The 25,737-nt window shown below is 61.7% G+C and carries 27 protein-coding genes; 18 read left to right on the top strand and 9 right to left on the bottom strand.

Annotation, left to right across the window (positions count from 1 at the left end; all coding sequences use genetic code 11):
* The first annotated feature begins 7 nt into the window (after window positions 1–7).
* From AACW18_RS02380 to AACW18_RS02390, 3 genes are read left to right on the top strand one after another with little or no spacing between them, the layout of a single operon-like run.
* Window positions 8–1,330, top strand: coding sequence for an O-antigen ligase family protein (locus tag AACW18_RS02380; protein WP_256352015.1), 1,323 nt, complete (start codon window positions 8–10; stop codon window positions 1,328–1,330).
* Window positions 1,311–2,042 carry a glycosyltransferase family 25 protein gene (locus tag AACW18_RS02385; protein ID WP_218390053.1) on the top strand — a complete coding sequence of 244 codons (732 nt, stop codon included), beginning with the start codon at window positions 1,311–1,313 and terminating at the stop codon, window positions 2,040–2,042. Before AACW18_RS02380 ends, AACW18_RS02385 begins: the two co-directional genes overlap by 20 nt.
* Window positions 2,039–2,740, top strand: a complete 702-nt coding sequence (locus AACW18_RS02390) for a glycosyltransferase family 32 protein (protein ID WP_218390054.1) — start codon at window positions 2,039–2,041, stop codon at window positions 2,738–2,740. Before AACW18_RS02385 ends, AACW18_RS02390 begins: the two co-directional genes overlap by 4 nt.
* A 66-nt stretch (window positions 2,741–2,806) precedes the next feature.
* Here the strand turns inward: AACW18_RS02390 and AACW18_RS02395 are convergent, their stop codons facing one another.
* Window positions 2,807–3,823, bottom strand: a complete 1,017-nt coding sequence (locus AACW18_RS02395; protein WP_218390055.1) for a glycosyltransferase family 9 protein — start codon at window positions 3,821–3,823, stop codon at window positions 2,807–2,809.
* Window positions 3,824–4,151: 328 nt separating this feature from the next.
* On the opposite strand from AACW18_RS02395, the gene AACW18_RS02400 reads away from it, so the two are divergent.
* The 4 genes from AACW18_RS02400 to AACW18_RS02415 all read left to right on the top strand — a co-directional run bounded on the left by AACW18_RS02400 (window position 4,152) and on the right by AACW18_RS02415 (window position 6,076).
* Entirely contained in the window at window positions 4,152–4,313 is a 162-nt protein-coding gene (locus AACW18_RS02400; protein WP_232018883.1) for a substrate-binding domain-containing protein, read from the top strand.
* Between the two features lie 29 nt (window positions 4,314–4,342).
* Window positions 4,343–5,323: an acrylyl-CoA reductase (NADPH) gene (gene acuI / locus AACW18_RS02405; protein WP_218390056.1), complete on the top strand. Its 981-nt coding sequence runs from the start codon at window positions 4,343–4,345 to the stop codon at window positions 5,321–5,323.
* A 74-nt stretch (window positions 5,324–5,397) separates the two neighbouring features.
* On the top strand, window positions 5,398–5,520 hold the full coding sequence (locus AACW18_RS02410; RefSeq protein WP_126623425.1) for a hypothetical protein: 123 nt from the start codon (window positions 5,398–5,400) through the stop codon (window positions 5,518–5,520).
* Window positions 5,521–5,737: 217 nt separating this feature from the next.
* Window positions 5,738–6,076 (top strand): DUF2799 domain-containing protein, encoded by a 339-nt coding sequence (locus tag AACW18_RS02415; protein ID WP_042655032.1) that lies wholly within the window; start codon window positions 5,738–5,740, stop codon window positions 6,074–6,076.
* Between the two features lie 78 nt (window positions 6,077–6,154).
* Here AACW18_RS02415 and AACW18_RS02420 read toward each other — a convergent pair whose 3' ends face one another.
* Both AACW18_RS02420 and AACW18_RS02425 read right to left on the bottom strand, forming a co-directional pair.
* Complete coding sequence (locus tag AACW18_RS02420; RefSeq protein ID WP_218390057.1) at window positions 6,155–6,319, bottom strand: hypothetical protein; 165 nt, start codon at window positions 6,317–6,319, stop codon at window positions 6,155–6,157.
* Window positions 6,320–6,386: 67 nt separating this feature from the next.
* Entirely contained in the window at window positions 6,387–6,818 is a 432-nt protein-coding gene (locus AACW18_RS02425) for a flagellar basal body-associated protein FliL (RefSeq protein ID WP_218292760.1), read from the bottom strand.
* A 145-nt stretch (window positions 6,819–6,963) separates the two neighbouring features.
* Here AACW18_RS02425 and AACW18_RS02430 point away from each other — a divergent pair, with 145 nt between their 5' ends.
* Both AACW18_RS02430 and ubiA read left to right on the top strand, forming a co-directional pair.
* Window positions 6,964–7,515 (top strand): chorismate--pyruvate lyase family protein, encoded by a 552-nt coding sequence (locus AACW18_RS02430; protein ID WP_218292761.1) that lies wholly within the window; start codon window positions 6,964–6,966, stop codon window positions 7,513–7,515.
* The gene (gene ubiA / locus AACW18_RS02435; protein ID WP_218390058.1) at window positions 7,512–8,375 is read left to right on the top strand and encodes a 4-hydroxybenzoate octaprenyltransferase; all 864 of its coding nucleotides are present in this window, start codon (window positions 7,512–7,514) and stop codon (window positions 8,373–8,375) included. Before AACW18_RS02430 ends, ubiA begins: the two co-directional genes overlap by 4 nt.
* A 64-nt stretch (window positions 8,376–8,439) precedes the next feature.
* Here the strand turns inward: ubiA and plsB are convergent, their stop codons facing one another.
* Window positions 8,440–10,863, bottom strand: coding sequence for a glycerol-3-phosphate 1-O-acyltransferase PlsB (plsB, locus tag AACW18_RS02440; protein WP_218390059.1), 2,424 nt, complete (start codon window positions 10,861–10,863; stop codon window positions 8,440–8,442).
* A 214-nt stretch (window positions 10,864–11,077) separates the two neighbouring features.
* Here plsB and lexA point away from each other — a divergent pair, with 214 nt between their 5' ends.
* The 4 genes from lexA to dinF all read left to right on the top strand — a co-directional run bounded on the left by lexA (window position 11,078) and on the right by dinF (window position 14,608).
* Window positions 11,078–11,704 (top strand): transcriptional repressor LexA, encoded by a 627-nt coding sequence (lexA, locus tag AACW18_RS02445; protein WP_042655037.1) that lies wholly within the window; start codon window positions 11,078–11,080, stop codon window positions 11,702–11,704.
* 379 nt (window positions 11,705–12,083) lie between these two features.
* Window positions 12,084–12,374, top strand: a complete 291-nt coding sequence (locus tag AACW18_RS02450) for a hypothetical protein (RefSeq protein WP_218292764.1) — start codon at window positions 12,084–12,086, stop codon at window positions 12,372–12,374.
* 199 nt (window positions 12,375–12,573) lie between these two features.
* Entirely contained in the window at window positions 12,574–13,200 is a 627-nt protein-coding gene (locus AACW18_RS02455) for an SCO family protein (protein WP_218390060.1), read from the top strand.
* A gap of 22 nt (window positions 13,201–13,222) precedes the next feature.
* Window positions 13,223–14,608, top strand: a complete 1,386-nt coding sequence (dinF, locus tag AACW18_RS02460; RefSeq protein ID WP_218390069.1) for an MATE family efflux transporter DinF — start codon at window positions 13,223–13,225, stop codon at window positions 14,606–14,608.
* Window positions 14,609–14,669: 61 nt separating this feature from the next.
* On the opposite strand, the gene trmL is transcribed toward dinF, so the two are convergent.
* From trmL to AACW18_RS02475, 3 genes are all read right to left on the bottom strand, one after another.
* Window positions 14,670–15,134 (bottom strand): tRNA (uridine(34)/cytosine(34)/5-carboxymethylaminomethyluridine(34)-2'-O)-methyltransferase TrmL, encoded by a 465-nt coding sequence (trmL, locus tag AACW18_RS02465; protein ID WP_218390061.1) that lies wholly within the window; start codon window positions 15,132–15,134, stop codon window positions 14,670–14,672.
* Between the two features lie 81 nt (window positions 15,135–15,215).
* Window positions 15,216–16,571 (bottom strand): ATP-binding protein, encoded by a 1,356-nt coding sequence (locus AACW18_RS02470; RefSeq protein WP_218390062.1) that lies wholly within the window; start codon window positions 16,569–16,571, stop codon window positions 15,216–15,218.
* A 4-nt stretch (window positions 16,572–16,575) separates the two neighbouring features.
* The gene (locus AACW18_RS02475; RefSeq protein ID WP_218292766.1) at window positions 16,576–17,268 is read right to left on the bottom strand and encodes a response regulator; all 693 of its coding nucleotides are present in this window, start codon (window positions 17,266–17,268) and stop codon (window positions 16,576–16,578) included.
* A gap of 86 nt (window positions 17,269–17,354) precedes the next feature.
* Here AACW18_RS02475 and fieF point away from each other — a divergent pair, with 86 nt between their 5' ends.
* The 4 genes from fieF (at window position 17,355) to AACW18_RS02495 (ending at window position 20,813) form a co-directional block, all read left to right on the top strand.
* Window positions 17,355–18,266 (top strand): cation efflux pump FieF, encoded by a 912-nt coding sequence (gene fieF / locus AACW18_RS02480; RefSeq protein ID WP_218390063.1) that lies wholly within the window; start codon window positions 17,355–17,357, stop codon window positions 18,264–18,266.
* A gap of 8 nt (window positions 18,267–18,274) precedes the next feature.
* Complete coding sequence (cysE, locus tag AACW18_RS02485) at window positions 18,275–19,054, top strand: serine O-acetyltransferase (protein WP_218390064.1); 780 nt, start codon at window positions 18,275–18,277, stop codon at window positions 19,052–19,054.
* A 21-nt stretch (window positions 19,055–19,075) separates the two neighbouring features.
* Window positions 19,076–20,356, top strand: coding sequence for a hypothetical protein (locus AACW18_RS02490; protein ID WP_218330192.1), 1,281 nt, complete (start codon window positions 19,076–19,078; stop codon window positions 20,354–20,356).
* A gap of 247 nt (window positions 20,357–20,603) precedes the next feature.
* Window positions 20,604–20,813: a cell division protein ZapB gene (locus AACW18_RS02495; RefSeq protein WP_042655046.1), complete on the top strand. Its 210-nt coding sequence runs from the start codon at window positions 20,604–20,606 to the stop codon at window positions 20,811–20,813.
* A gap of 74 nt (window positions 20,814–20,887) precedes the next feature.
* On the opposite strand, the gene elbB is transcribed toward AACW18_RS02495, so the two are convergent.
* A complete protein-coding gene (gene elbB / locus AACW18_RS02500) occupies window positions 20,888–21,538 on the bottom strand; it encodes an isoprenoid biosynthesis glyoxalase ElbB (RefSeq protein ID WP_218390065.1) in 651 nt (216 codons plus the stop codon).
* 400 nt (window positions 21,539–21,938) lie between these two features.
* Here elbB and polA point away from each other — a divergent pair, with 400 nt between their 5' ends.
* Complete coding sequence (polA, locus tag AACW18_RS02505) at window positions 21,939–24,707, top strand: DNA polymerase I (protein WP_218390066.1); 2,769 nt, start codon at window positions 21,939–21,941, stop codon at window positions 24,705–24,707.
* A gap of 83 nt (window positions 24,708–24,790) precedes the next feature.
* On the opposite strand, the gene AACW18_RS02510 is transcribed toward polA, so the two are convergent.
* A complete protein-coding gene (locus AACW18_RS02510; protein ID WP_218390067.1) occupies window positions 24,791–25,330 on the bottom strand; it encodes a gamma carbonic anhydrase family protein in 540 nt (179 codons plus the stop codon).
* Between the last annotated feature and the right edge of the window lie 407 nt (window positions 25,331–25,737).

The following is a 25,737-nucleotide window of genomic DNA, read 5'->3' on the forward strand; positions in this document are numbered from 1 at the left end:
GTTCTGGATGAAAGATCAGTCTTGGTCGACGAATCACGATGTTTTCGGCTTTTTTCACGGCAAGGCGTTCGGCAACTTCATCTTCCTGAATATTCTGGGTTACACCCTGTTCAAGGATTCGATACAGCTGATCGCCGATGTCTGCCAGACCATCATCGTCTTCGCGACCCTGCTGGCATTCTATGTTGACAGGGCTTTCTTCATAAAAAACAGAGTCTTGCAACTGCTCTGTCTGGCCGTGGTGGTGCAGTGCCTGAGTTGGGTGTCATCGCGATATTATATCCATGACTATGCCCTCAAGTACCCTTCGGTGAAGTCGATGGCCTACCTGTTCTTCTTCATCGGCCTCGCCTACTGGCTGAAAGGGGATCCGCGTCGCATCGTCATCACCTTACTGACCTTCTGCATCGGGGTTGTCTTCACCTTTGCTTACCACTCGGCCTTTTTCTCCATCTTCGAAACGGGGCTCGACGGTGCTAGGGTAGATTTCAATTACCGCAATGCCCAGCACGGCTCCCTGATCGCGGGCGCCTGTTTCCTGTTTTTCGTCCTGTTGTTGCTCACCTCAAAATTCAGGAAACTGTCGCTGGCCAATGGGGGCATACTGCTCGGCATAGTGCTGTTCGGCGTTTTCTCCATCATTCTGCAATCCCGCCAGTCCTGGCTGGCCATCTCGGTCTCCCTTGCTATTCTTCCCTTGTTGGGGGGGGGGGGCCATTGGCCAACACGCAAGGTGGTCATGACCTACGCCATATTACTGGTGACCATGCTGGCCCTCTATCAGGTCCCATTCGTCAGGGAGAGGCTGCTGTCGGGCTTTGTGCATCAAGGGGATGTGCATGCCATATTGACGGGCAACTGGAGCGAGGTGCAGGACGTCAGTATAGGGGTGAGGTTGAAAACCTGGCTGGAGGCCATCCAGTGGTTCCTGGCACACCCGCTCTTCGGCACCGGCTATGGCAGCCAATCACTGGTTATTACCCTGTCCAAGACTCTGCCGGATTACATCACCCAGGAGTTCCGTCATCTGCACAACTCCAACATGGAGACCCTGGTGTGCTGGGGCATCGCCGGATTCCTGGTGCTCTATGGCACACTCTTCACCGTGGCCCGCCAGGTGTTGTCCTGTTCGTACTCTTCACGTTTCATCAAGATGCTGACCATCTCTTTCATCATCTATTGGCTCATCATCAACAACTTCGAATCCTTTTTCTACATGCGATCCGGGCAGTGGGTATTCAGCGTCTTCATGGGCGCCATCTACTCGGTTGCACTGCATGGAGAACTGAAGCAGTTTGCAAAGGAAGGTCATGAAAATTTACGTCATTAGTTTGGAGCGGGCCGTCGAGCGGCGCAGGCGCGTGGAGTCCGTCTTGGCGGCCAGAGGCATCGATTTCGAGTTTTTCAATGCGGTGAATGGCTTTGAAGGTCTCCCCGAGCGGTTGCAGGCCTTGCCGGATGACCAGCACAGGGTCCGTTTCAGGAGCCGGCCGTTGACCCCGGGGGAGAAGGGCTGTTACGCCAGCCACTTCCTGTTGTGGGAAAAGTGCGTCGAGCTCAATGAGCCCATCTTGATCCTGGAAGATGATTTCTTGCCTACCCAGTATTTTGAAGAGGTGCTGGAGACGCTCCCCAAGGTGCATGAGCAATATGAATATGTGAAGGTAGAGCCACAGGTTGGATCGGCGACTGCCTTGGCAACCATAGACAATATGCAGCTGATGTTCTGGCACAATAATATGTGCTGGACGACGGGTTATAGTATTTCGCCGCAGGGGGCTCGCCGCCTGCTGGAGCACAGTAAAAAATGGTTGTGCTCGGTTGATAATTATATTGGTGAGTCTTATCGGACCGGGCTCGTCTGTACGGGACTTATCCCCTATGCCATCTATAGCCCACGAGACATGGGTAGCGATATCCAGAATCAGGTGGTACTGAAGAAGGTCCCATTGGGATTCAAGCTGACTCGAGAGCTGTACCGCTTCTATCGATTTATCAGAATGACGTTGTGGAACATGAATCATGCCGGGATCAAGTCATGAACACTGACGAGTGCAATAAGGTCATTCATGCCATATGGCTGGGTGACAGATTACCCCCTCTGGCACATGTGTGCATCGATGACTGGAAAAAACAGGGCTACAGCTACAAGCTGTGGCTGGATACGGATCCCCAGATAAAACGCTGGATACGGGAATGTACCTTCGCCAGAGAGTGTTACCAGCGGGGGTTGTTGGCCTTCGTGACGGATTACTTACGGCTCAAGATCCTGGCGCAGGAAGGTGGTCTTTATCTCGATACCGATGTGACCATCAATCGAGATCCTTTCCCGCTCTTCGAATCAGTATCATTCGGGGTCGGTTATGAATCTGAAAAACTGCTTGGTACCGCGGTTATCTATGCCAGAAAGGACTCGGTTCTATTATCCGAGCTGGTTAGGTTTTACGAAGAAGAGATCATGTCTTCCCCGTTGTATATGGGGCCGGATATCATGACCGAATTCCTTTCGCGGAAGCTGAATAGCACGGATGAGGCCACCCTCGTTGCCCCGGTGCATTATTTTTATAATTACCAGGGAGAGGCGATCCACTTCGAGGCCTCCGGCGATCGTTATATGACCCACTGGTTCCAACATAGTTGGAAGCGCTCGAGCGGCTTGATTTTTCTGAGAGCAAAATCGAAGGGGTTATCAGGTTATCTCTATGAGTGGCAGAAAGAGTTCTTCCGTCTGAGAAAATAATGGAGTGGGGGGACTGTCCCCTCTCTCTTGCTCGACTCGATGAGGTCGGTTGCGGTGGTTGGGTATTTATATTTTGGCCTGTGACATCTCAATTTCACCCCAGAGTTTGCGCAATCTGTCTTGTACGCTGAGGATCTCGTGCTCAGGGTTGGTGTGACTGGTATCGATGAATTGATAGCGAGGGTGAGCGACGGGATTGGCGATGGCGGAGTGGCCCTGAGGCGCCACTATGGTGAGCAGCGGCATGTCCAGCGCCTGCGCAATGTGACGGGGCCCCGTATCGTTACCGACAAACAGCTGGCAGTGGGCGAACAGCCCCACCAGCTCCCGTACCGAGCGGGTCTTGATCTGGTCAAACACACTAGCCTGCACCTCAGGGGGCAACAGCGGCTTGAGGCCTCGGTTGTACTCTTCTTCTCCTGGTCCGCAATAGACCAGGATCTGGGCGTCATGCTCCTCGATCAGCCAGCGCGCCACTTCGGCGAAGCAGTCGATGGGCCAGCGTTTGTAATGCCCCAGCGAGTTGACCCCCATGGCGATCAGCGGCCGCGATAGATCGACCCCGGCCGCCAGCAGGCTCTCGCGCCCCTGCCGTTTCTCCTCTTCGCTCAACCAGAGATAGTAGTTGCGATCCTCCCGTGCGAGGCCGAGGGGCTTGAGCAGGGAAAATCTGTCGTCCACCAGAGTGCTGTTACCCCGATGTTCGGTGTCATGCCGAAAGCGCACTATGCGGTTGTGGCCGAGCCGCCAGGGGAAGGAGTCGAATCCGATCCGCAGCCTGGCGCCCGATATCAGGCAGGTCAGCAGGCCTATCATCTGGCCCTGGCTGTTGATCACCACGTCGTAGCGTTCGCGCCGGATCCCCAGCAGCAGCGCCTTCATGTAGCGCCACTCGTTGCGCCTGGCCTTCTCGATGACGATCAGCCTGTCTATGTTGGGGTTGCCCTCTGCCATGCCCGCACAATAGTCCATGACCAGATAGTGAACCTCCCCATTGGGATCGTTCTGCTTGAGGTTGTTGCACAGCGCCGTGGAGATCAGCACGTCTCCTATCTGTTTGGTTTGGACTACGAGGTATTTCATGCAAGGCCTCAGGCGAGGTCGGGGTTGAACGTCAGCGCAACAGCATATCTTACTAGGCGGTCAGATGCTGCCGCTGCTGGGTGAAAATCCGATCTGGCGCAACCTGATTGCGCATATTTCCGACACGTTAGGTTCCCATTCAGCGTGAGTCGCGTCCAGATGAGGCAAACAGAGAGGAGTGTGAATGGCATCAACGCACGATAAGGCCCAGTAGTATGCCTACCACGCCGAAGTCGGCATCGCTGAAGGTGGTATTGGCAAAGCCGAGTTCCCCCAGCACCGGCAGGAAGGCGATCAGCTGGCCATCGCCGGTTTCGATGATTCGGATGTGGCGAAGGCCTGTTATCCTGCCCTGACGTCGGTACAGATCCCCTATTGCAAGATGGGCGGCATGGCCGCGGAGATGATCCTGCGTAAACTGGCTGGCGAGGTACTGCAAGACGGTACCCAGACCATCGAGTTTGAATTGCACAAGCGCCAGAGCACCTGATGCCGGCGCCACAACCCCGAGAGGAAAGCATGTTCAAGGCTCTGTTACTGGAAAACCAAGATGGCAAGACGGTCCCGACCCTCACCCAGCTGACCGAGAGCCAGCTGCCGGAAGGCGAGGTGCGGGTGGCGGTGAGTTACAGCTCCATCAACTACAAGGATGGGCTGGCCATCACCGGCAAGGGCAAGATAGTGCGCCAGTGGCCGCTGGTGCCCGGCATCGACTTCGCCGGCACTGTGCTCGAGTCGGCGGATGGCCGCTATCGGCCCGGTGACAAGGTGGTGCTGACCGGTTGGGGCGTGGGTGAGGGCCACTGGGGCGGCATGGCCGAACAGGCGCGGGTCAAGGCCGACTGGCTGGTACCGCTGCCGGCCGGACTGGATGAGCGCCAGGCCATGTGCATCGGCACCGCCGGTCTCACCGCCATGCTCTGCGTGCTGGCGCTGGAAGAGGCGGGCATCACCCCTGAGAGCGGCGAGATCCTGGTGACCGGGGCCGCCGGTGGGGTGGGCTCCACCGCCGTCGCCTTGCTGGCAGCCCTGGGTTATAGCGTCGCGGCCCTGACCGGCCGGGTGCAGGAGCAGGGCGAGATGCTGAGCGCGCTCGGTGCCAGCCGCATAGTGCCGCGCAGCGAGCTGCTGGTGCCCGCCAAGCCGCTGGAGAAGCAGCTGTGGGCCGGTGCCATCGACACCGTCGGCAGCCAGGTGCTGGCCAAGTTGCTGGCCCAGATGAACTATGGTGGCGCCGTGGTGGCCTGCGGGCTGGCGGGGGGCTTCGATCTGCCGACCAGCGTGATGCCCTTCATCCTGCGCAACGTGCGCCTGCAGGGAGTGGATTCGGTGCTGTGCCCGCTGGCCCGCCGCCAGCAGGCCTGGGCACGACTGGCTCGAGATCTGCCCGCCAGCTTCTTCGCCCAGGCGGTGACCGAGATAGGACTGGAGCAGGTCGCTGCCGCCGCCGAGGCCATCACCCTTGGCCAGATCGCGGGCCGCACCCTGGTCAAACTTTGACCGCGAGCTGACTGGCGAGCACCATTTTTCTGGATAGACTTTGAAGGCCGGTGCACTATCCAAGGAGAATGAGCATGGGTGAACAGAAGCCGGATTACGAGCTCGAGGATGATTGGGAGCCGGAATCCTGGGAGGATGAGCTGGAGGAACTGGATGACGAGAGCTGGCAGGATTATGAGCCTCTCGACGACCAGTAAATCGCGGTGCAGAGTAGGGGCGGGCCCAGGGGCCCGCCCTATTTTTTTGTGCGCCCGTTGAGAAAGCGGGGGCGTGGGCTAGGACTTGGCCGGGATGGGCGGGCTGGATAGAATGAACTGCTCAAATGGCGCTCAGGAATGCTAAGGTGGTCCTGCGTCATGGTGGTGGCCGGTTCTGGCCGCTCGTGAACTGTTCAATCGATGCTCAAGGATGAATATGCGATTACTCGTCATCATGATGTGCGCCGGCCTGCTCGGGGGCTGCGTCTCCAATTCGGATGATCCCTGCGAGAAGGTGTGGAGCGACGTGGGGGAGGCCGATGGCAAGCTGGGCTTTGCCGCCGACAGGGTTGAGTTCCATCAGGCCCAATGCGGGACCAAGGTGGATGTTGCCGTGTGGCAGCAGGGCCGGCAGAAGGGACTGGCCTGGTATTGCCGCCCCGAGCACCTCTATCTGGCCGGCCGAGCCGGGGAGGAATATCGTGGCGTTTGCCCCAACGATGAACAGGCCCGTCGCCTGTTCGAGCAGGGCCGCCAGGGCTGGACCGATCAATAGGGCTGACCTGGTCCGTCTTCTCCTCCAGACGCCGCAGAGACTGGCACTGTGATAGTGCCCGGGGAGCTATGGGGGGGCTTACTTCTCCTTCAGACGTAGCGGCTGGCACAGATATTGTTTGTCGTTGGCGCTGCGGGCGCACTTGCCGCACACGAACTTGGGTTTGCGTACTATCTTGCGCAGCGCCTTGAGGTCAAAGGGGATCTCGTGACGGCGCCATTCACACAGCGTCTTGTGGCCCATGGAGAGTCATATCCTCGACAACGAATGGGGGTGAGCAGGACTCATGGCCGGCACCCCGGTCACGGCCTCATTGGTACAGATACTTGGTGAAGATGAGCTCGCGTACCGCCTTCTTGCCGGTCTCTTTCACCAGCAGCTCATTGACCCGGTTTTCACACTCCTTGCGCAGCTCTTCCCGGCTTACCAGCGACTTGATCTGATCGCCGGTCTTGCTGCCAATCAGCCGGATGATGGCGTCGCGGATCAGGGGATCGTGCTGCTCCAGCAGCTTGAGGTCTGCCCCGTTCTCGGCCATCAGCTCCACCGTCACCCGCACGTAGCCCAGGGTTTTGCCTTCCCCCAGGTAGTTGGTGATGATGTCAGGATCCAGCGCATGGTAGGCAAAGCCCGGCTTGACGGCGGAGGAGGCCGGATCGGCGGCGCTCTCCTCGGAGGAGGCTTGTGCATTCAATGCGGTACAGCCCAGCAATAACACCAGCAGAATTCTGGAGATCTTCATCAAGATGGCTCAGCAGCGACAGATGCCCCATTTTTGATGCTGCCATCGGGGCCGTCAAGCACGGATGTTCTTACAATTCTCGATTGATTTACGGATAATAAACCGGATTTTAACCTGACAACGGAAATCTCCGGATGGTGAAGTTGTGAAGTCCGAGTTGACTGTTCCCCTGATCCAGCTTGCCCCGTGGCGGACGCCCGAGCAGTGCGATCTCCCCGAGGCGCTGCGCCCCTGGTTGCTGGAAGCCGATTCCATGACCCGGCGGCTGCGTCGTTACAATCGCCATCTCTCGGTGCAACTGCTGGGCAATCGCAGCGTGTCGCTCGGCGCCGATGAGCAGGATCTGGTGGCCGCCCCGCATCCCATGGGGCTGTGCCGCGAGGTGATCCTGCATGGGGATGGCGGGCCGGCGATCCTGGGCTGGACCCTGTTTGCCGAGGCGGCGCTGCAAGGGAGCGGTTTGCATGATCTGGGCGAGCAACCGCTGGGGGAGCGCATCTTCGGCCATGCGCCGGCGCGGCGCGATCACCTGCAGCTGGCCTGTTTCGAAATAGCGGCCAACCCCTGGTGCCAGGCCGCCACCGTCTGGGGACGCCGTTCCCGTCTCTATCTGGGGCAGTGGCCCTTGCTGGTCCACGAACTCTTCTTGCCCTCGCTATCGTCTGATGCGCTGCCATCGAATAAGGAGCTGGAGTGAAGCTGTTAACCAAGGAGCGGGGACTGGCCTATGTGCAGTTGGCCCGCATCGACAAGCCCATCGGCACCCTGCTGCTGCTGTGGCCGACCCTGTGGGCACTCTGGCTGGCGGCCGGTGGCCCGCCGGACCCCTGGATCCTGGTGGTGTTTGTGGTGGGGGTCTTCCTGATGCGCTCGGCCGGCTGCGTCATCAATGACTATGCGGATCGCAACTTCGACGGCCATGTGAAGCGCACCGCCGGCCGGCCGCTGCCCATGGGCAGGGTCGGGCCGCGGGAGGTGCTGGCACTGTTCGCCGTGCTGGCCCTCATCTCGTTCGGCCTGGTGCTGACCCTGAACCCGCTCACCATAGGGCTGTCGTTCGCCGGCCTGCTGCTGGCGGTCTGCTACCCCTTCATGAAGCGCTTCATCCCGATACCGCAGCTGGTGCTGGGGATGGCCTTCTCCTGGTCCATTCCCATGGCCTATGCGGCGCAGGCCAACGCCCTTCCTGCCGTGGCCTGGCTGCTGTTTCTTGCCAACCTGCTGTGGACCATCGCCTATGACACCCAGTACGCCATGGTGGACCGGGATGACGACCTCAAGCTGGGCCTGAAGTCGAGCGCCATCCTGTTCGGCCGCCACGACAAGCGGATCATCGGCATGCTGCAGCTGGCGACCCTGCTGATCCTGCTGCTGGTGGGAGAGCTGATGGCACTGGGGGCCAGCTACTACTGGGGGCTGCTGGGGGCGGCGGTGCTGTTCGTCTATCAGCAGCGGCTCATCCGGGAGCGGCAGCGGGAGTCCTGCTTCCAGGCGTTTCTCAACAACAACTACGTGGGGGCTCTGGTGCTGATCGGGCTGGTGATCCACTACCTCTGAGCCGCTGGCTCCCATGAAAAAGGCCGCATGATGCGGCCTTTTTGTTTGATGCCGGGCGGCGGCCTCAGGGCCGGTTGCCGGCCTCTATCGTCCGCCGGATCCTGGTGCTGAGCAGCGGCACTATGTTGTCGGCCAGCGCCTGGAAGCGGCCCAGATCCGGTTTGCAGCCCGTGTCCAGATAGCCTTCGCTGCGCAGGCTGTGGATCAGGGTGCTGAACAGCTTCTGGTCGAAGAACTCGGGGGCGTTGATGCCGTGCAGGGTGCCGAGGCGTTCCGCCATCATCAGGCCGTCCGCTTCCAGCTGCTCTGCCTCGATATAGGGTTGGGCCAGCACCCGGGTCAGCACTATGGCGTAGCGTTGCAGCGTCTCCTGGATGCTCTCGGCCAGCAGCAGCAGGCGCATCTGGTTGCCCGGGTTGACCCAGTAGCCGCCGTCGCGCGCCTCGATCAGCTGCTGGCGTTGCAGCTCGCCCAGCAGGGCATCGATCAGCTCCGGCAGCTCTTCCTCTTCATAGCGCAGGAACAGCTCGGTCTTGAGCAACGGGTAGATGTCGACGCAGCGGGCGACGATCTCGCTGCGGGAGATCCCCTCGCAGCGCTCGATCAGGGTGGCCACCAGGGACGGCATGGCGAACAGGTGCAGTATGTTGTTGCGATAGTAGGTCAGCAGGATCGCCTGATAGCGGTCCAGGCTGATGATCTGGCCCAGCTTGTCCTCGCTCACCTCGAACTTGTTGAGCTCCATCGCCTGCTCCAGCAGGGTCCTGGCATCCTCATCCGGCAGAGTGCTCTGGGGGCTGTAGGGCACCTGTTTGAGCAGGTCCAGATAGGTGTTGAGCTGCGCCTGCAGCTCGTCGCGGGTCAGGGCGTGGCGCTCGGCGGCCAGCAGCGCCAGGGCGCTCAGGGTCAGGCCGTTGACGGCGGCGGCATCGTTGATGCGGGTCATCAGCAGCTCGGCCAGCCGGTTGACGGTGGGCGCCATCCACTCGGGGCGCTCTTCCTTGCCGATGCTCTCCTTCCAGTGCGGCACGTGCTCGCCGAGGTAGTTGTTGAGGGTCAGCGGTTCACCGAAGTTGACGAAGCCCCGGCCGTAGTTGCGCAGCTTGCGCAGTATGCCGAGCACCTGCAGGAAGCTCTCCTTCTCCTTGCGGCTGCCCTTGAGCTCGTTGTGGTAGGTGTTCACCTCCATCACGTGCTCATAGCCGAGATAGACGGGGACCAGGGTCACCGGTCTGTCCAGCCCGCGCATCATGGCCTGCAGCGTCATGGCCAGCATCCCGGTCTTGGGCGGCAGCAGGCGCCCGGTGCGCGAACGCCCGCCCTCGGTGAAGAACTCCACCGAGTAGCCCTTGGCGAACAGCAGGTTCAGATATTCGCGGAATACGGTGCTGTAGAGCGGGTTGCCCTTGAAGGTACGGCGGATGAAGAAGGCGCCGCCGTGGCGGAAGATGGGGCCCGCCGGCCAGAAGTTGAGATTGATGCCGGCTGCGATGTGGGGCGGCACCATGCCCTGGTGATAGATGACGTAGGAGAGCAGCAGGTAATCCATGTGGCTGCGATGGCAGGGCACGTAGACGATCTCGTGGCCTTCCTGCGCCAGCTGGCGCACCCGCTCGGCGCCGTTGACCGACAGGCCGCGGTAGAGCTTGTTCCACAGCCAGCCGAGGAAAGTCTCGCCGAGCCGGATCAGCCGGAAGGAGAAGTTGGCGGCGATCTCGTCCATGTAGCCGTGGGCGCGCTTCTGGGCTTTCTCCAGGCTGATGCCCTCGCGCTGGGCCTCTTCCTCGATCGCCTGCTGGATCACGCTGGAATCCAGCAACTGCTTGAACAGCAGGTTGCGGTTCGGCAGCTTGGGGCCGGTCGCCGCCAGCTGCTGGCGGCTGAAGTGGGTGCGGGCCACCCGCGCCAGCTTGTGGGCTATGGCCTCGTCGGTGCCGTGCTTGTCCGCCATATGGCGCAGGGAGAGTGGCGGCGAGAAGCGTACCAGGTTTTCGCGACCCTTGAGGATCACGATCATCGCCTTCTTGAGCCTGTTCGGGGCCAGGCTGCTGATGATGTTCCAGCCGGAGGCCTCTTCACCCTCGCGGCCCGGGGCGCGGCCCCAGAACAGGGTGACGGGCACGACCTGGATATCCAGCGCCGGATCCTGCTTGTGCAGATCCAGCAGCTGGTGAAACTCTTGCAAGAAGGGGAGTGGCTTGTTGCGTTTGCCGAACAGGGGAGGCGGACGATCCAGGCAGACGTAGCGCGGCAGCAGCTGGTCACCGAGCTCCAGCGGGGTGAAGGGACCGGGCAGACCGAGATCCTCGCAGCATTGCTGCAGCGTCATCAGATCGGTGATCGAGCTGGTTTTCAGGGCATAGACAATGGGTCTGGCCGGGTCCAGGTTCAGTTCTGTAATGGGGTTTTCCGGCAGGCTCTTGTGATTGACCAAGCCGCTGATAGGCCATTGCAGTATGGCTCTGGAAATGTTCTGTCCTATGGACATGGGTGTCTGCTCTCCAAAAAATGCGGCGTGAGCATAACAAATCACCGTTGGCTTGTCGCCGAGAGGTACGATGAGTGGCTGTGCAGGATCAAGAATGGTCTATTTCCTGGCAAGAAGTGCGACAAGGATGCGACAAATGTCAGCAACGCCTTGCCTTGGCCCCAGCACTGTATATACTGCCAGTGTGCTGTATAAAAAAACAGGTGCCAATCCTATGAAACCTCTTACCCCCCGCCAGGCCGAAGTGCTGGCGCTGATCAAGGTAAACATGAGCGAGACCGGCATGCCGCCGACTCGTGCCGAGATCGCCCAGAAGCTTGGTTTCAAGTCGGCCAATGCGGCCGAGGAACATCTGAAGGCCCTGGCCAAGAAAGGGGTCATCGAGATCATGCCCGGTACCTCCCGCGGTATCAGGCTGCTGCTCGAAGAAGAGGAAGTCGCGCCGGAAGAGAGCGGCTTGCCGCTGATCGGCAAGGTCGCGGCCGGTGAGCCGATCCTGGCCCAGGAGCACATAGAGAGCCACTATCAGGTGGATCCCGCCCTGTTCCATCCGCGGGCAGACTTCCTGCTGCGGGTGCAGGGGATGAGCATGAAGAACATCGGCATCATGGATGGCGACCTGCTGGCGGTGCACAAGACCCAGGAAGTGCGCAATGGCCAGGTGGTGGTGGCTCGCCTCGATGAGGATGTCACCGTCAAGCGCTTCCAGCGCAAGGGCAGCCAGGTGTGGCTGCTGCCGGAGAACGAAGAGCTCTCCCCCATCGAGGTGGATCTCTCCAGCCAGCACCTCACCATCGAAGGTCTGGCCGTCGGCGTGATCCGCAACGCCGACTGGATGTAACGGCACGGCCTCCTGCGGGAGGCCGTCTCGTTTTGCCTGTTTTTCCCCGCTAGCTCGCGTCCTCCCTGATGACCGCCATTTTTGTCTCCATCTCACCGCCGCACTGCGGGCATTTCGGATATATCCTTTGATAAGGCCCGGTGCGCCAGCGCCGGGTACCAGCGATGGCCCGGATGGTTGCCTGAGTGGCCAGCATAAGGCCGCGAGCATGCATCACTGGCGCTGCGCCGAGGCGGCGCGGGATAGAAGGGAGAGTCTTCGGGCGCTCGCACATCGAGCGAGCCAAAGGCCCGAAGCGACTCGTACAGTCAGCACGCGACAGTGTCTTGGGGTGTCCAGGGGGCTGGTCGGCGTGACCTGTTGAGCAAGGAGGACAGGTATGGCTTCAAGCTCGCCATGGGATCCGGGTCTGGCCGCAGCGCCCGCATCTTCCATTACCCGCTTCATCAAGGGCAGCCGGATGACGTGGTTTTATGCGCTCTGGGTCTATCACAAGGGCGATGGCTGGACCATCTGGCTGGGCTGCCCCAAGGACAAGATAGTCCGTCTGGTGCGGCTGTTTCGCCGCCACCATGACATGGGGCTGCCGGATGCCCCCTGGACGGCCCCGGTCGTGCCGCTGCACGCCGTTGCCAAGCGTGCGCAGGCACAGCACAGACGGCGCCCCTGAATTGCCCGGGTCTATTGCGAGCCCCATCCAATATGGGGCTTCTGTTTGCTTGTCGGCCCAGCCTGTTTCCCCCTCTTGTCGAGCCTCCGCCAGACCACCATCCGGACCTTGGGTAGCCAAAAAGGGTGCTGTGCGGGTTACAATAGCCCTTCGTTTAGCCCTCTCTTCGGCTGACTAGACTAGCAAGGCTTTGTTTTATATGGTTAAACCTCGTTACCCCCTGCTGTTTCTGCTGCTGGTCGGCGGCATGATGGCTGCCTACCATTGGAGCCAGCCCGCCCTGCCCGAGCAGGCGGACTACTACGCACAGGGCCGGGACATCAATCCTTTCACGCTCACCGACGCCGAGGGGCAGGCCTTCACCCCGGACAGCCTGAGTGGCCACTGGACCTTCTTGTTCATCGGTTATACCTATTGCCCGGACATCTGTCCGACCACGCTGGCGGATCTGCGCTCCGTCTATCCTGAGCTGAAAAAAATCGCCCCCAGCAGCCAGGTGGTCTTCGTCTCGGCGGATCCGCAGCGGGATGACAGCGCCCGCCTCAAGCGTTATACCGCCTTCTTCCAGCCGGAGTTCAAGGCCGCCACCGGTCCCCACAACCATCTGTTTCCCTTCGTGCGCAACCTCGGCCTCGTCTACTCCATGGCGGAGAGCGGGGACAAGGACTACCTGATCGACCACTCGGCTTCCATCGTGTTGATCGACCCGCAGGGCAAGCTGGTGGCGGTGTTCCGTCCCCAGATGGTGGATGGGCAGGTGCCCCATGTGGCGATGACGACCCTGGTCACCGATTTTGGCAGGATAGTGCGGTTGGCCGACGAATGATGCTCCAACAGTGGCCCTGCTCATGCTGATCCGGCCCTGGCTGCGGGATCCCAGGCGTCACAGGGCCGTGTTTGCCCTGGCCCTGCCCATGGTGTTTTCCAATATCACCACCCCGCTGCTCGGGCTGGTGGACACCTGGGTGATCGGTCATCTCGGCCAGGCCTGGTTCCTCGGCGGCGTCTCGGTCGGCGCCACCCTCATCAACCTCCTCTTCTGGCTGCTCGGTTTCCTGCGCATGTCCACCACCGGGCTGACCGCCCAGGCCCATGGCGCCGCCAGCGCCGAGGGGCAGCTGGACACCCTGGCGCGGGCGCTGGGTCTGGCCATTGGTCTGGGCACCGCACTGCTGCTCCTGTTGCTGCCCTTCCTGCCGGCGCTCATCGCGCTCAGTGGCGGCTCGCCCGAGGTGCAGGGTTATGCCGGGGAATACGTGTCGGTGCGGATCTGGAGTGCCCCGGCCGCGCTGTGCAACCTGGTCATCATGGGCTGGCTGCTGGGGATGCAGGATGCCCGCAGCCCCATGCTGTTGCTGATCCTGAGCAACCTCATCAACATGGTGCTGGACGCCTGGTTCGTGCTGGGGCTGGGCTGGCAGGTCAAGGGGGTCGCCGCCGCCTCGTTGCTGGCCGACTACGGTGCGCTGGGGGTGGGACTCTGGCTGGTGAGCCGCCAACTGCGCCATCTGTCCGCCGACGTGTGGCAGGGGGCCTGGCAGCGCTGGCGACAGTGGCCGGCGCTGCGGCGCCTGCTCGGCCTGAATCGGGATATCTTCATCCGCTCCCTCTGCCTGCAGCTCTGTTTTGCCTTCATGACCCTGCAGGGGGCGCGGCTGGGGGATGTGGCGGTGGCCGCCAACGCGGTGCTGCTCAACTTCCTGATGCTCATCTCCTACGGGCTGGATGGCTTTGCCTACGCGGTGGAGGCCATGGTGGGCCGGGCCATAGGGCGGCGGGATCGGCAGGGGCTGCGGGAGGCCATAGTCCTCAACCTGGGCTGGGCCCTGCTGATCGCCCTCGGCTTTAGCCTGTCATTCGCCTTGGGGGGAGAGCGGCTCATCGCCCAGATCACCGACATCCCGGCGGTGGTCGCCGAGGCGAACCGCCAGTTGCCCTGGCTGATCGTCATGCCGATGCTGGCAGTCTGGTGTTTCCTGCTGGACGGGGTCTTCATCGGCGCGACCCGCGCCCGCGAGATGCGCAACAGCATGCTGATAGCGGCGTTTTGCGGCTTCTTTCCGGTCTGGTGGCTGTGCCAGGCCTGGGGTGTGGCGGCCTTGTGGGCCGCCATGGCGGCCTTGATGGCGGGGAGGGGGTTGACCCTTGGCTGGTTATGCTGGCGGATGGAGTCCGATGGGCGCCTGCTGGGTCAGGGGCATGCCGCCGAGCCCATGAGCCGCGACGCACAGTGATGCTTTATCGGGTGGTGGTAACGCGGCGTCTGGCCAGCTGCGGCCCGGTGCAGGCATCGACTCAGAGCGAGCCCTCGTAGCCGAACTGGCGCCAGCTCTCATAGACGAAGACGGAGACCGCATTGGCCAGGTTCATGCTGCGGCTTTGCGGCAGCATGGGGATGCGCAGGCGCTGATCGAACGGCAGGCTCTCGATGAGATCCGCAGGCAGACCCCGGCTCTCAGGCCCGAACAGCAAGGCATCCCCCAGCGCAAACTGCGCCGCCGAGTGCGCGGTGCACCCCTTGGTGGTACAGGCAAACACCCGGGTCGGCGCCACGGCCGCCAGGAAGCTCTCATAGTCCGGCCAGCGCTTCACCTCGGCAAACTCGTGGTAGTCGAGGCCGGCCCGCTTGACCCTCTTGTCATCCCATTCAAATCCCAGCGGCTCGATCAGGTGCAACCGGTAGCCGGTGTTGGCACAGAGACGGATGATGTTGCCGGTGTTGGGCGGGATTTCCGGTTGATAGAGCACGATGTCGAGCATGACGGGATCCTGATGGGGGCCGAGATTGGGGCGAAAAGGGCGCCAGCATAACCAGCGCCCGTCGGGATGAAAAGGGCTGTCTCATGCCATGGGCAGGCGGATGGTGATGACGAGCCCATTCGGCTGATTGCTGCTGGCCCGGATGGTGCCGCCATGGCGCTGGATCGCCTCGGCGGCGATGGCCAGCCCGAGGCCGGTGCCGCCGGTCTTGGCGTTGCGCGCATCGTCGACCCGGAAGAAGGGCAGGAACAGCTGCGCCTGCTGTGCTACCGGCACGCCTGGGCCGTCATCCCTGATGGTCATCACCCACTCCCGCCCCTCCGGATACCAGTCCACCTTGATGAACTCGCGGGCATATTTGAGCGCGTTGCGCAGCGGGTTTTCCAGGGCGCGAGCCAGCAGATCCGGCCACATCTTGAGGGATTCGGCCGGCAGTGGCGGCAGCCTGAGTTGCTTGCCGTTCTGGTTGGCCTCGAACATGGCATCGTCCAGGATGGGCTCCAGCAGATCGGCAAGGGGCAGCAGCACCGGGGCCTCCACATGCTGTTGTACTCGCGACAGATCCAGCAGATCCCCGATCAGCTTGTCGAGCCGGGCGATCTCGGTCTCGATCCGTGCCAGCTCATTGCTGTCCCCCTGCTTGCGACGGATCAGCGCCTGCGCCAGCTGGATGCGGGTGAGCGGGCTGCGCAGCTCGTGGGAGATGTCGGAGAGCAGCTGTTTCTGCTTCTGGATCATGCTCTTGAGAGTATCCACCATGTGGCTGACGTGATCCGCCAACTGGCCTATCTCGTCCCGCCGCCCCAGGTTGGGGATCTGCGCCTCCAGGTTGCCCTCCGCCAGCCGGGAGACCGACTGCTGCAACTGCAGTATGGGGCGGGTCAGCCGCCAGGCCAGCAACAGGCAGAGCGGGGTGCTGACCAGCATGGCGATGCCCAGGATCTGGATCGGATGATCCAGGATCTGGATGAACAGGAACAGGTAGGAGTTCTCGACGTTGAGCCCGAAGTAGACATGATAGGTCTGGCCGTGATGCACCATCTGGAAGGGGCCGGCGATGGCCCGCTTGTGCTCGCTCCCCAGCATGGGCTTGGCCGGGTTGTCGGCATCGAGCATGAAGCGGATGACGAACTTGCTGAGGTGGGCGGTGGACTGCATCTGCCCCTTGGCATCGCGCAGGTAGACGTTGTCCACCGGCAGCAGCCCGGCGGACTCGATGGCCTTGGACAGATCGAACTCCTGGTCCGGCTCCATGCCCGCCTGCAACGCCCTGAGATTGTTGTTCATCCTGGACACTTCATGCTCTGGCAGGGGGATGATGTTGCGCGGATCCAGGGTCGGCAGTATGACCACGGCCGCCAGCACGACCAGCAGCATGAACCAGAACCAGAGGAAGATCTGGGTGGAGAGGCCGCCGAAGGAGCGGTTGCTGTTCATCGGCTCAGGCCTGTTCCAGCCAGAGGTAGCCGCGGCCGCGCACCGTCTTGAAGCGGGGCTGGCCATCGCTGCGCTCCGGCAGCTTCTTGCGCAGATTGCTCAGGTGCATGTCGATGGCGCGATCGAAGGGCTCAAGCTTCTTGCCAAGCACCTGTTCAGACAGCAGATTCTTGCTGACGATCTGACCTGGGCTGCGCAGCAGGCACTCCAGCAGGCCGAACTCGGTGGCGGTGAGCTCCAGCAACTGATCGTCGCAGCGGGCCTGTTGCAGGCCGGGCTGCAGCACCAGATCCATGAAGCGCAGCTCGTCCGATGCGCCGCGCTGGGGGGAGAGGGTCTGGGTGCGGCGCAGGATGGCGCGCACCCGGGCCAGCAGCTCGCGATCGTCGAACGGCTTGGCCAGGTAGTCATCGGCGCCGGCCTCCAGCCCGTTGACCCTGTCCTGGCTGTCGCCGCGGGCGGTCAGCATCAGCACCGGGGTGTCATGGCGCTTGCGCAGCCGGGTCAGCATGGCGAAGCCGTTGAGCCTTGGCATCATCACATCCAGCAGCACCAGATCGAACTCCTGCTCGGCCAGCCGCAGCAGGCCCTCCTCGCCATCTTCGGCGACCGTGACCTGAAAGCCTTCCAGAGTCAGGATTTCGGTGAGCAGCTGGGTCAGCTCGAGATCGTCGTCGACCAGGAGTATTTTATTCATCTGGAATCATTCCGCTGATTTTGCGCGTCAGACTGACGCCCGGGTCAGGGTATAATAAATTTTTACGCGCCAGAGGAAAGCCGGTTTTGAGCCAACAACAATATTCTCGCTGGGTCACCCTGGCCAGCATGGCGGCGGTCGCCGTCGCCAGCCTGCTGATCACCGGCAAACTGATCGCCTGGCTGATGACGGACTCGTCCAGTCTGCTCGCCTCCCTGACCGACTCCCTGATGGACGTCAGCGCCTCCCTCATCAACCTGTTCGCCATCCGCTACGCCCTGGCCCCGGCGGATAACGAGCACCGCTTCGGCCACGGCAAGGCGGAGTCGCTGGCGGGCCTCATCCAGTCGGCCTTCATCTCGGGCTCGGCCCTGCTGCTGGTGATGCACGGCATCTCCTCCCTGCTCAATCAGGTGCCGGTGCAGCGGCTGGAGGCCGGGCTCTGGGTCAGCGCTGGCTCCATCCTGCTGACCCTGCTGCTGGTCGGCTTCCAGCGCTGGGTGGTGCAACACACCAACAGCGTGGCCATCAAGGCCGACATGCTGCACTACCGTTCCGATCTGCTGCTCAACGCCGGCGTGCTGCTGGCGCTGGTGCTGGCGGGGCAGGGGTGGTTCTGGGCCGACGGTCTGTTTGCCATCCTGATCGGCCTGTTCCTGGTGTGGGGGGCCGTCCAGATCGGCTACGAATCGGTACAGGCGCTGCTCGATCGTCAGTTGCCAGAGGAAGAACAAGCGAGAATAATGGCGCTCTGCTGTGCCGTGGAAGGGGTACACGGTGTCCATGATCTGCGTACCCGCCAATCCGGGCCGACCCGATTCGTGCAGCTGCATCTGGAACTGGATGATCAGCTGCCCCTGGTCAAGGCCCATCAGATAGCCGACGAGGCTGAGCTGGCCGTGCGCCAGTCATTTGAGCGGATGGATGTGATTATCCACATGGACCCCATCTCGGTGCTGACAAAAGAACAACAAGGCCCTCACCCTGAACAACAGTAGGCTGCAACATGGATGATCTGGTTGCCCAAACGTGGCAAAAAATTCAGCTGGAAGCACAGAGCATGGCGGCCCAGGAGCCCATGCTGGCCAGCTTCTTTCACTCCACCATTCTCAATCATCAGGATCTGCGCTCTGCGCTCAGCTTTCAGCTGGCCAACAAGCTCGACAGCACCACCATGCCGGCCATCGCCCTGCGTGAGGTGATCGAGCTGGCCCTGCGCAGCGAGCCCGAGTTGCTGACCATGGTGGCCGCCGACATCTGCGCCGTGCAGGACAGGGATCCCGCGGTCGATCTCTTCTCGACGCCGCTGCTCTACCTCAAGGGCTTTCATGCCCTGCAGGGCTACCGGGTGGCCAACTGGCTGTGGCGCCAGGGTCGTCGTTCGCTGGCGCTCTATCTGCAAAACCAGATCTCCGTGGTGTTCGGGGTCGACGTGCACCCGGCGGCGCGGATCGGCAAGGGCATCATGTTCGACCATGCCACCGGCATAGTGGTCGGGGAGACGGCGGTGATCGAGGACGATGTCTCCATCCTGCAGAGCGTGACCCTGGGCGGGACCGGCAAGGAGAGTGGCGATCGCCACCCCAAGATCCGGGAAGGAGTGATGATAGGGGCGGGTGCCAAGGTGCTTGGCAACATAGAGGTGGGGGTCGGCGCCAAGATAGGTGCCGGCAGCGTGGTGATCAACCCGGTCCCACCCCACACCACAGTCGCCGGCGTGCCCGCCAAGATCGTGGGTCGCCCCGAGTGCGACAAGCCCTCGCTGGATATGGATCAGTGTCTCTGATCCCCTGACCGAGGCGGTACCATGGTCAAGCGCTGGTCAGGCTATCTGATCCTGGGGATGTGGCTGCTCAACCTGCTGCATCTCTATCTGGGCTTCTCTCCCTGGCCGGCGGCCATCGCCGCCTGGGCCGCCTCCCTGCTCACCTGGCCCTGGCTGGTGGGCGCCGCACGGCGTCAGGCCCTGGCCCTCTATGGTGCCGCGCTCTTGCTGCTGATCTTCTCCTGGTGGCGCGGAGCCAGTCTCAGCGCCGGCGACTGGCTGTTGCCCAACATCAACATGCTCACCATGTTTGCCGCCGTCAGCACCCTCAACCTCGCTACCTCCGGCCTGCTGACTGGCACCAGCTCCTGGTCGGGTCGCAAGGGGCTGTGGAGCACCATGGCCAGCCTCAATCTGCTCGGCGCCGTCATCAACCTCTCGGTGCTGTTCATCATCGGCGACCGGCTGGAGCGTAATGGCACCCTGGAGCGGCGCCAGGTGATGGTGCTGAGCCGGATCTTCTGCGCGGCCGCCTTCTGGTCCCCCTTCTTCGTCGCCATGGCGGTGGCGCTCACTTATGCCCCCGGCCTGCAACTCGCCAGCATACTGCCGTTTGGCATCGTCGCCGCCTTGCTGGCGATGGGGTTGACGGCCTGGCAGGTGGAGCGGCTCGGCGTGGCGGATTTCGCGGGCTACCCGCTGCGGCTGCAGACCCTGGGGCTGCCGGTGACGCTGGCGCTGCTGGTCTTGCTGATCAACCGGCTCTGGCCCCAGCTCAGCATCCTGGCGGTGATCGCGCTGGTGGCGCCGCTGCTGGCGCTGCTGTTCATGCCCCATGCCGGGCGGGGGGCGGCCCTCAAGCGGCAGGTGGTGGAACGCTTCCCCGCCATCGGCGGCCAACTGGTGTTGTTCCTGGGGGCCGGCTTGCTGGCGGCGGGCATCAACAGCGCGCTGTCGGTGATCGATGTCGGCGGTGGCCACGGCCTGCCGCTGTTCAATCACTTCGGCTGGCTGGAGGCCTGCCTGACCCTGCTGCTGATCTTCCTGGTGGCCATCATAGGTGTGCACCCGCTCATCAGCATCTCAGGATTGGCCCCCCTGCTGTGGCCACTGGCCCCGGATCCCAGCCTGCTCGGCATGTGTTTCCTGCTGGGGTGGGGGCTGGCCACCGGCACCAGTCCGCTGTCCGGCTCCAATCTGGCGCTGGCGTCGCGCTATAACCTGAGCGCCGGGCTGCTGTTGCGCTGGAACCTGCTCTACGGCTTGCTGATGTACGGAGTCGCCTGCCTGTTGCTGGGGGCATTTATCGCCCTGCACGGATGACGCCGGCAGCAAGCGACCCCCCTGGCCGGCGGCGCCATGAGTATCGCCGCCGTGCCCTGGAGCCGGCCTTGCGTCTGCGGCGCCGCGGCCTGCGAGAAAAACCGACGCATATTTAGACAATACCGGCAGGGAAGGCGCATTTTGCAACGCACCGGCTTGTTTGTGCCAATGCCCTCAGGGTATGCTGGCTCCACGCGCTTGATCGCCCGCTGTAGGGCATCGCAATTGAACAAACAGGTATGCAACTATGTCACTAGAAGTCCTTGAGCAACTCGAATCCAAAGTCCAATCCGCCGTCGACAACATCTCCCTGCTGAAGATGGAGCTGGACGAGCTGAAAGAGCAAAACAGCAAGCTGCAAGACGAGAACCATCAGCTGCGCAACGAGCACGTTGCCTGGCAAGAGCGTCTGCGCGCCCTGCTTGGCAAGATGGAGCAGATGGGCGAAGCCATCTAATCCCTGCGCTGACAGACAAGATTGAAAACGGGCCGCTCCATGAGCGGCCCGTTTGTTTATGGCAACCGGGGAAATCAGAGCGCGAGCAACTGTTTGACCGTCTTCTCGATGCCATCGGCCGCTTCCACTATGTTGTTTGCCAGCATATAGGCCGGGGTCGAGATGACCTTGCGCTCCTGATCCACCACGAACTCGTTGACCGGGCAGTTGAGGTGGCTGCCACCCATGGCCTCGATGGCATTGGCGGTTGCCTCGTCGGTGCCTATGGTGGCCAGGGTGCCGGCCCCGTAGATAAGCGGGATCATGGCCGGCGCGATGCAGATATAGGCCGCCGGTTTGCGGGCGGCGGCAAAGCTCTGGCACGCTCTGAGCACATCCGGCTGGATCTGGCAGTGGGCGCCTTGCACTGCGAAGTCGCACAGGTTCTTGGCGGCGCCGAAGCCACCGGGCAGCAGCAGGGCGTCATAGTCGGCCGCATCCAGCTCGGCCACGTCCCGGATCTGGCCACGCACGATCCGGGCCGCCTCGACCAGCACGTTGCGGCTCTCCTGGGTGCTGACCTCGCCGGTCAGATGGTTGATGACATGCAACTGCGGCACGTTGGGCGCGAAACACTGGGTCACGGCACCTTGGCGGGCCAGCGCCAGCAGGCTGATGACGGCCTCATGGATCTCGGTGCCGTCAAAGACGCCGCAGCCACTCAAAATCACGGCCACTTTTTTCATGGCAGACTCCTCGTTGTTGAAAATGTGAGCCAGGGTAGATTGTTGTATTTTTGTATGGTTATCGCTGGCCCTCCGCTGGTCAAGTCATCTCGCTGTGCTAGGATTGTTTCGTTTCGGATCCTGCCGTATTGACTCCCTTAAATCTTTTTCCACATTGATCGAGATCATTTCAATTTTGAGATGATCGGTTTTGGTGATCTCAACATTATGTTTTATATGTTGTTTTTATAATTTACGCACAGCTTTATCACAATGGGCCTAACGAGGTCCCATTTTTGAGCACAGAGTTATCCACAGCGCCGACCCTCCATCTGGCCGCCTGAGGCTGGATCCCCGCCCCTTGGTGTGATGCGGGCCCTGTGGCATCCTAACGGCTGTTTATTCCTGGCAGGACGATTTCATGGCCCCTAGCAATCCCCTTATCTTGGTCGACGGCTCTTCATATCTTTACCGCGCTTTCTTCGCCTCCCAGCAGGCCGATCTGCGCACATCGACCGGTTTGCCGAGCGGCGCCGTCCGGGTGATGGCCAACATGATGCGCAGCCTGCGCAAACAATACCCCGACTGCCACGTGGCCGTGGTATTCGACGCCAAGGGCAAGACCTTCCGCGACGACATCTACCCGGAGTACAAGGCGACCCGTGCCAGCATGCCGGACGATCTGCGCAGCCAGGTCGCCCCCATCCACCAGATGATCAAGGCGATGGGCTTCCCGTTCTTGATGGTCGAAGGGGTCGAGGCCGACGATGTGATCGGCACCCTGGCTCGCCAGGCGACCGAGAAACAGCTGCCGGTGCTCATCAGCACCGGTGACAAGGACATGGCGCAGTTGGTCTCCGATCACGTCACCCTGATCGACACCATGAAGGACGTGACCACAGACCGGGAGGGGGTGATCGAGAAGTTTGGCGTGCCGCCGGAGCTCATCATCGACTACCTGGCCCTGATGGGGGACAAGGTGGACAACATTCCCGGCATGACCGGGGTGGGCGAGAAGACGGCGCAGGCGCTGTTGCAGGGGATCGGTAGCATAGACCAGATCGCCGCCAACCTGGACAAGGTGGCCGCCCTCGGTTTCCGTGGCTCCAAGGCGTTTGCCGACAAGTTCCGCGAGCAGGAAGAGCAGGTTCGTCTCTCCTACCAACTGGCGACCATCAAGACCGACGTCGAGCTGGAGCAGGAGCTGGAGCAGTTGCAACTGGGCCCGATCGACAAGGAGTCCTTGCTGGAAGTCTATCGCGAGTACGAACTGCGCAACCTGATCAAGGAGCTGGAGTCCGATAACGAAGGTGCTGGCAGTACAGGCAGTGTGAGTCAGGATGCTGCGGATGAGGAGCAGGCTGCCGCCGCCGTCATCGAGACCGATTATTGCTGCATCCTGGACGAGGGCGAATTTGACGACTGGCTGGCTCGGCTGAACGCCGCCCCGCTGTTTGCTTTCGACACCGAGACCACCAGTCTCGACTATATGGAGGCGCGGGTCGTCGGCGTCTCCTTTGCCATCGAGCCGGGCAAGGCGGCCTATGTCCCCTTCGGCCACGACTACCTGGGGGCGCCGGTGCAGCTGACCGAAGCCCTGGTGCTGGGCAAGCTCAAGCCGCTGCTGGAAGATCCGGCCCGCCTCAAGGTCGGTCAGAACCTCAAGTATGATCGCAACGTGCTGCTCAACCACGGCATAGACCTGCAGGGCATCGCCTTCGACACCATGCTCGAATCCTATGTGCTCAACTCCACCGCCAGCCGTCACGACATGGACTCCCTGGCCAAGAAGTATCTGGGCGTCGAGACCATCTCGTTCGAGGAGATCGCCGGCAAGGGGGCCAAGCAGCTCACCTTCAATCAGATCGAGCTGGAGCAGGCCGCGCCCTATGCGGCCGAAGATGCCGACATCACCCTGCGCCTGCATCAGACCCTCTGGGGCGAGCTGAGCAAGCTGCCTGAATTGGCCAAGGTATTCACCGAGATCGAACTGCCCCTGCTGCCCGTGCTGGCACGGATGGAGCTGCTGGGTACCACCATAGATCCCAAGCTGCTGCACCAGCAGAGCCAGGAAATAGAGGTGCGTCTGGCGGAGCTGGAACGGCAGGCACACGAACTGGCCGGGCAGGAGTTCAACCTCTCCTCACCCAAGCAGCTCGGCGAGATCCTGTTCGTCAAGCTGGGGTTGCCGATCCTCAAGAAGACCCCCAAGGGCGCCCCCTCCACCGCCGAAGAGGTGTTGGCCGAGCTGGCGGAGAACTACGATCTGCCGCGCCTGCTGATGGAGCACCGCGGCCTGGCCAAGCTCAAGTCCACCTATACCGACAAGCTGCCACTGATGATCAAGCCCCAGACCGGGCGGGTGCACACCTCCTATCATCAGGCGGTGGCGGCGACCGGTCGGCTCTCCTCAACCGATCCGAACCTGCAGAACATCCCGGTGCGCAATGAGCAGGGGCGCCGCATCCGGCAGGCCTTCATCCCGAGCGCCGGCTACAAGCTGGTGGCGGCGGACTATTCCCAGATCGAGCTGCGGATCATGGCGCACCTCTCCGGTGACCAGGGGCTGCTGACCGCCTTTGCCGAAGGCAAGGACATCCACAAGGCGACCGCGGCCGAGGTGTTTGGGGTGGCGCTGGATGCGGTCACCACCGACATGCGACGCAGCGCCAAGGCGATCAACTTCGGCCTGATCTATGGCATGAGCGCCTTCGGCCTCGCCAAGCAGCTGGGGATAGGTCGCGCCGAGGCGCAGAAGTACATGGATCTCTACTTCGAGCGCTATCCCGGCGTGCTCGACTACATGGAGCGCACCCGCCAGCAGGCGGAGGCGCAGGGCTATGTCGAGACCCTGTTCGGTCGTCGCCTCTACCTGCCGGACATCAAGTCCCGCAATGCCGGTCTGCGCAAGGGTGCCGAGCGGGCGGCGATCAACGCCCCCATGCAGGGCACGGCCGCCGACATCATCAAGCGCGCCATGATCGGCGTCGATGGCTGGCTCCGTGGCATCACCGATGACTCCATCCACATGCTGATGCAGGTGCACGATGAACTGGTGTTCGAGATCCGCGAGGAGAAGCTGGCAGAGTATGTCGCCATCATCAAGGCGAAGATGTCGGCCGCCGCCGAGCTGCATGTGCCGCTGGTAGTGGAAGCCGGGACCGGTGACAACTGGGATCAGGCCCACTGATCCTGACCATAGTGATTGGCTAGCTATATAAGCAGAGAAGCCCGGCATCATGCCGGGCTTCTTGTTTCTGTTCTCTGTCTGCCTCAGGCCTCTTGCAGATACTCGTCCTTGAGCAGCACGTAGTTATCGGCGGAGATCTTCAGAAAGGCGAGCTCTGCCGGTTTGAGCGGCCGCGCCTGCTTGACGGGATTGCCCATATAGAGGAAGCCGGACTCGAGTCGCTTGCCCGGCGGCACCAGGCTGCCGGCACCTATCATCACCTCGTCTTCCACGACCACCCCATCCAGCAGGATGGCCCCCATGCCGACCAGCACCCGGTTGCCTATGGTGCAGCCGTGCAGCATGGCCTTGTGGCCCACGGTCACATCATCACCGATCAGCAGCGGATGGCCATCGGGATTGCTGGCACTCCTGCGGCTCAGGTGCAGCACTGTCCCATCCTGCATGTTGCTGCGGGCGCCGATGCGGATGTGGTTCACATCCCCGCGCGCCGCCACCAGGGGCCAGATGCTGGCATCGTCGCCGAGCTCGATATCCCCCACCAGGGTGGCACAGGGATCCACATACACTCGTTTGCCCAGTTGCGGGTGTTTTCCTTTGTAAGGTCTCAGTCGCAGGTCCATCTTGGCCTCCTTGTTTTCGGCCATTCTAGCAATCGAAGGCCCTTTCTGTGGATAAGTTTGTACAAAAGCTGTGGTTGGATATGAATAACTAAATAAGTGCCGTTTTTTGCAATTTTATTGCCGTTGAGGGCTTGCCAGAAAGTTTCAACTCCCTATAATGCGCCTCCATCGACAGGGCAAGCGGCAACGCAAACAAGCCGGTCGGTACCTCGATAAAGCCTCTGAAAATAAGGCTTGACTCGAGAAGGCGGTTGAGTAGAATGCCACTCCCGCAGCGACGAAACGTTGCAACGCTCTTTAACAATTTGAATCAAGCAATCTGTGTGGGCACTCACAGCATCGAGCATCAAAAACAATTTTTGATTTTCAATGTCTGGTGAAGTGACCAAAACGACTTGTTAGCAATA

The organism is Aeromonas sp. sia0103, assembly GCF_963895295.1.
Lineage (GTDB): Bacteria > Pseudomonadota > Gammaproteobacteria > Enterobacterales > Aeromonadaceae > Aeromonas > Aeromonas encheleia.

What these genes read in the sequence shown, in the direction of transcription:
- AACW18_RS02380 (WP_256352015.1), top strand. Translation starts at nt 8, where the DNA reads ATGAAAGATCAGTCTTGGTCGACGAATCACGATGTTTTCGGCTTTTTT.
- AACW18_RS02385 (WP_218390053.1), top strand. Translation starts at nt 1,311, where the DNA reads ATGAAAATTTACGTCATTAGTTTGGAGCGGGCCGTCGAGCGGCGCAGG.
- AACW18_RS02390 (WP_218390054.1), top strand. Translation starts at nt 2,039, where the DNA reads ATGAACACTGACGAGTGCAATAAGGTCATTCATGCCATATGGCTGGGT.
- AACW18_RS02395 (WP_218390055.1), bottom strand. Translation starts at nt 3,823, where the DNA reads ATGAAATACCTCGTAGTCCAAACCAAACAGATAGGAGACGTGCTGATC.
- acuI (WP_218390056.1), top strand. Translation starts at nt 4,343, where the DNA reads ATGTTCAAGGCTCTGTTACTGGAAAACCAAGATGGCAAGACGGTCCCG.
- AACW18_RS02410 (WP_126623425.1), top strand. Translation starts at nt 5,398, where the DNA reads ATGGGTGAACAGAAGCCGGATTACGAGCTCGAGGATGATTGGGAGCCG.
- AACW18_RS02415 (WP_042655032.1), top strand. Translation starts at nt 5,738, where the DNA reads ATGCGATTACTCGTCATCATGATGTGCGCCGGCCTGCTCGGGGGCTGC.
- AACW18_RS02420 (WP_218390057.1), bottom strand. Translation starts at nt 6,319, where the DNA reads ATGGGCCACAAGACGCTGTGTGAATGGCGCCGTCACGAGATCCCCTTT.
- AACW18_RS02425 (WP_218292760.1), bottom strand. Translation starts at nt 6,818, where the DNA reads ATGAAGATCTCCAGAATTCTGCTGGTGTTATTGCTGGGCTGTACCGCA.
- plsB (WP_218390059.1), bottom strand. Translation starts at nt 10,863, where the DNA reads ATGTCCATAGGACAGAACATTTCCAGAGCCATACTGCAATGGCCTATC.
- lexA (WP_042655037.1), top strand. Translation starts at nt 11,078, where the DNA reads ATGAAACCTCTTACCCCCCGCCAGGCCGAAGTGCTGGCGCTGATCAAG.
- AACW18_RS02450 (WP_218292764.1), top strand. Translation starts at nt 12,084, where the DNA reads ATGGCTTCAAGCTCGCCATGGGATCCGGGTCTGGCCGCAGCGCCCGCA.
- AACW18_RS02455 (WP_218390060.1), top strand. Translation starts at nt 12,574, where the DNA reads ATGGTTAAACCTCGTTACCCCCTGCTGTTTCTGCTGCTGGTCGGCGGC.
- dinF (WP_218390069.1), top strand. Translation starts at nt 13,223, where the DNA reads ATGCTGATCCGGCCCTGGCTGCGGGATCCCAGGCGTCACAGGGCCGTG.
- trmL (WP_218390061.1), bottom strand. Translation starts at nt 15,134, where the DNA reads ATGCTCGACATCGTGCTCTATCAACCGGAAATCCCGCCCAACACCGGC.
- AACW18_RS02470 (WP_218390062.1), bottom strand. Translation starts at nt 16,571, where the DNA reads ATGAACAGCAACCGCTCCTTCGGCGGCCTCTCCACCCAGATCTTCCTC.
- AACW18_RS02475 (WP_218292766.1), bottom strand. Translation starts at nt 17,268, where the DNA reads ATGAATAAAATACTCCTGGTCGACGACGATCTCGAGCTGACCCAGCTG.
- cysE (WP_218390064.1), top strand. Translation starts at nt 18,275, where the DNA reads ATGGATGATCTGGTTGCCCAAACGTGGCAAAAAATTCAGCTGGAAGCA.
- AACW18_RS02490 (WP_218330192.1), top strand. Translation starts at nt 19,076, where the DNA reads ATGGTCAAGCGCTGGTCAGGCTATCTGATCCTGGGGATGTGGCTGCTC.
- AACW18_RS02495 (WP_042655046.1), top strand. Translation starts at nt 20,604, where the DNA reads ATGTCACTAGAAGTCCTTGAGCAACTCGAATCCAAAGTCCAATCCGCC.
- elbB (WP_218390065.1), bottom strand. Translation starts at nt 21,538, where the DNA reads ATGAAAAAAGTGGCCGTGATTTTGAGTGGCTGCGGCGTCTTTGACGGC.
- polA (WP_218390066.1), top strand. Translation starts at nt 21,939, where the DNA reads ATGGCCCCTAGCAATCCCCTTATCTTGGTCGACGGCTCTTCATATCTT.
- AACW18_RS02510 (WP_218390067.1), bottom strand. Translation starts at nt 25,330, where the DNA reads ATGGACCTGCGACTGAGACCTTACAAAGGAAAACACCCGCAACTGGGC.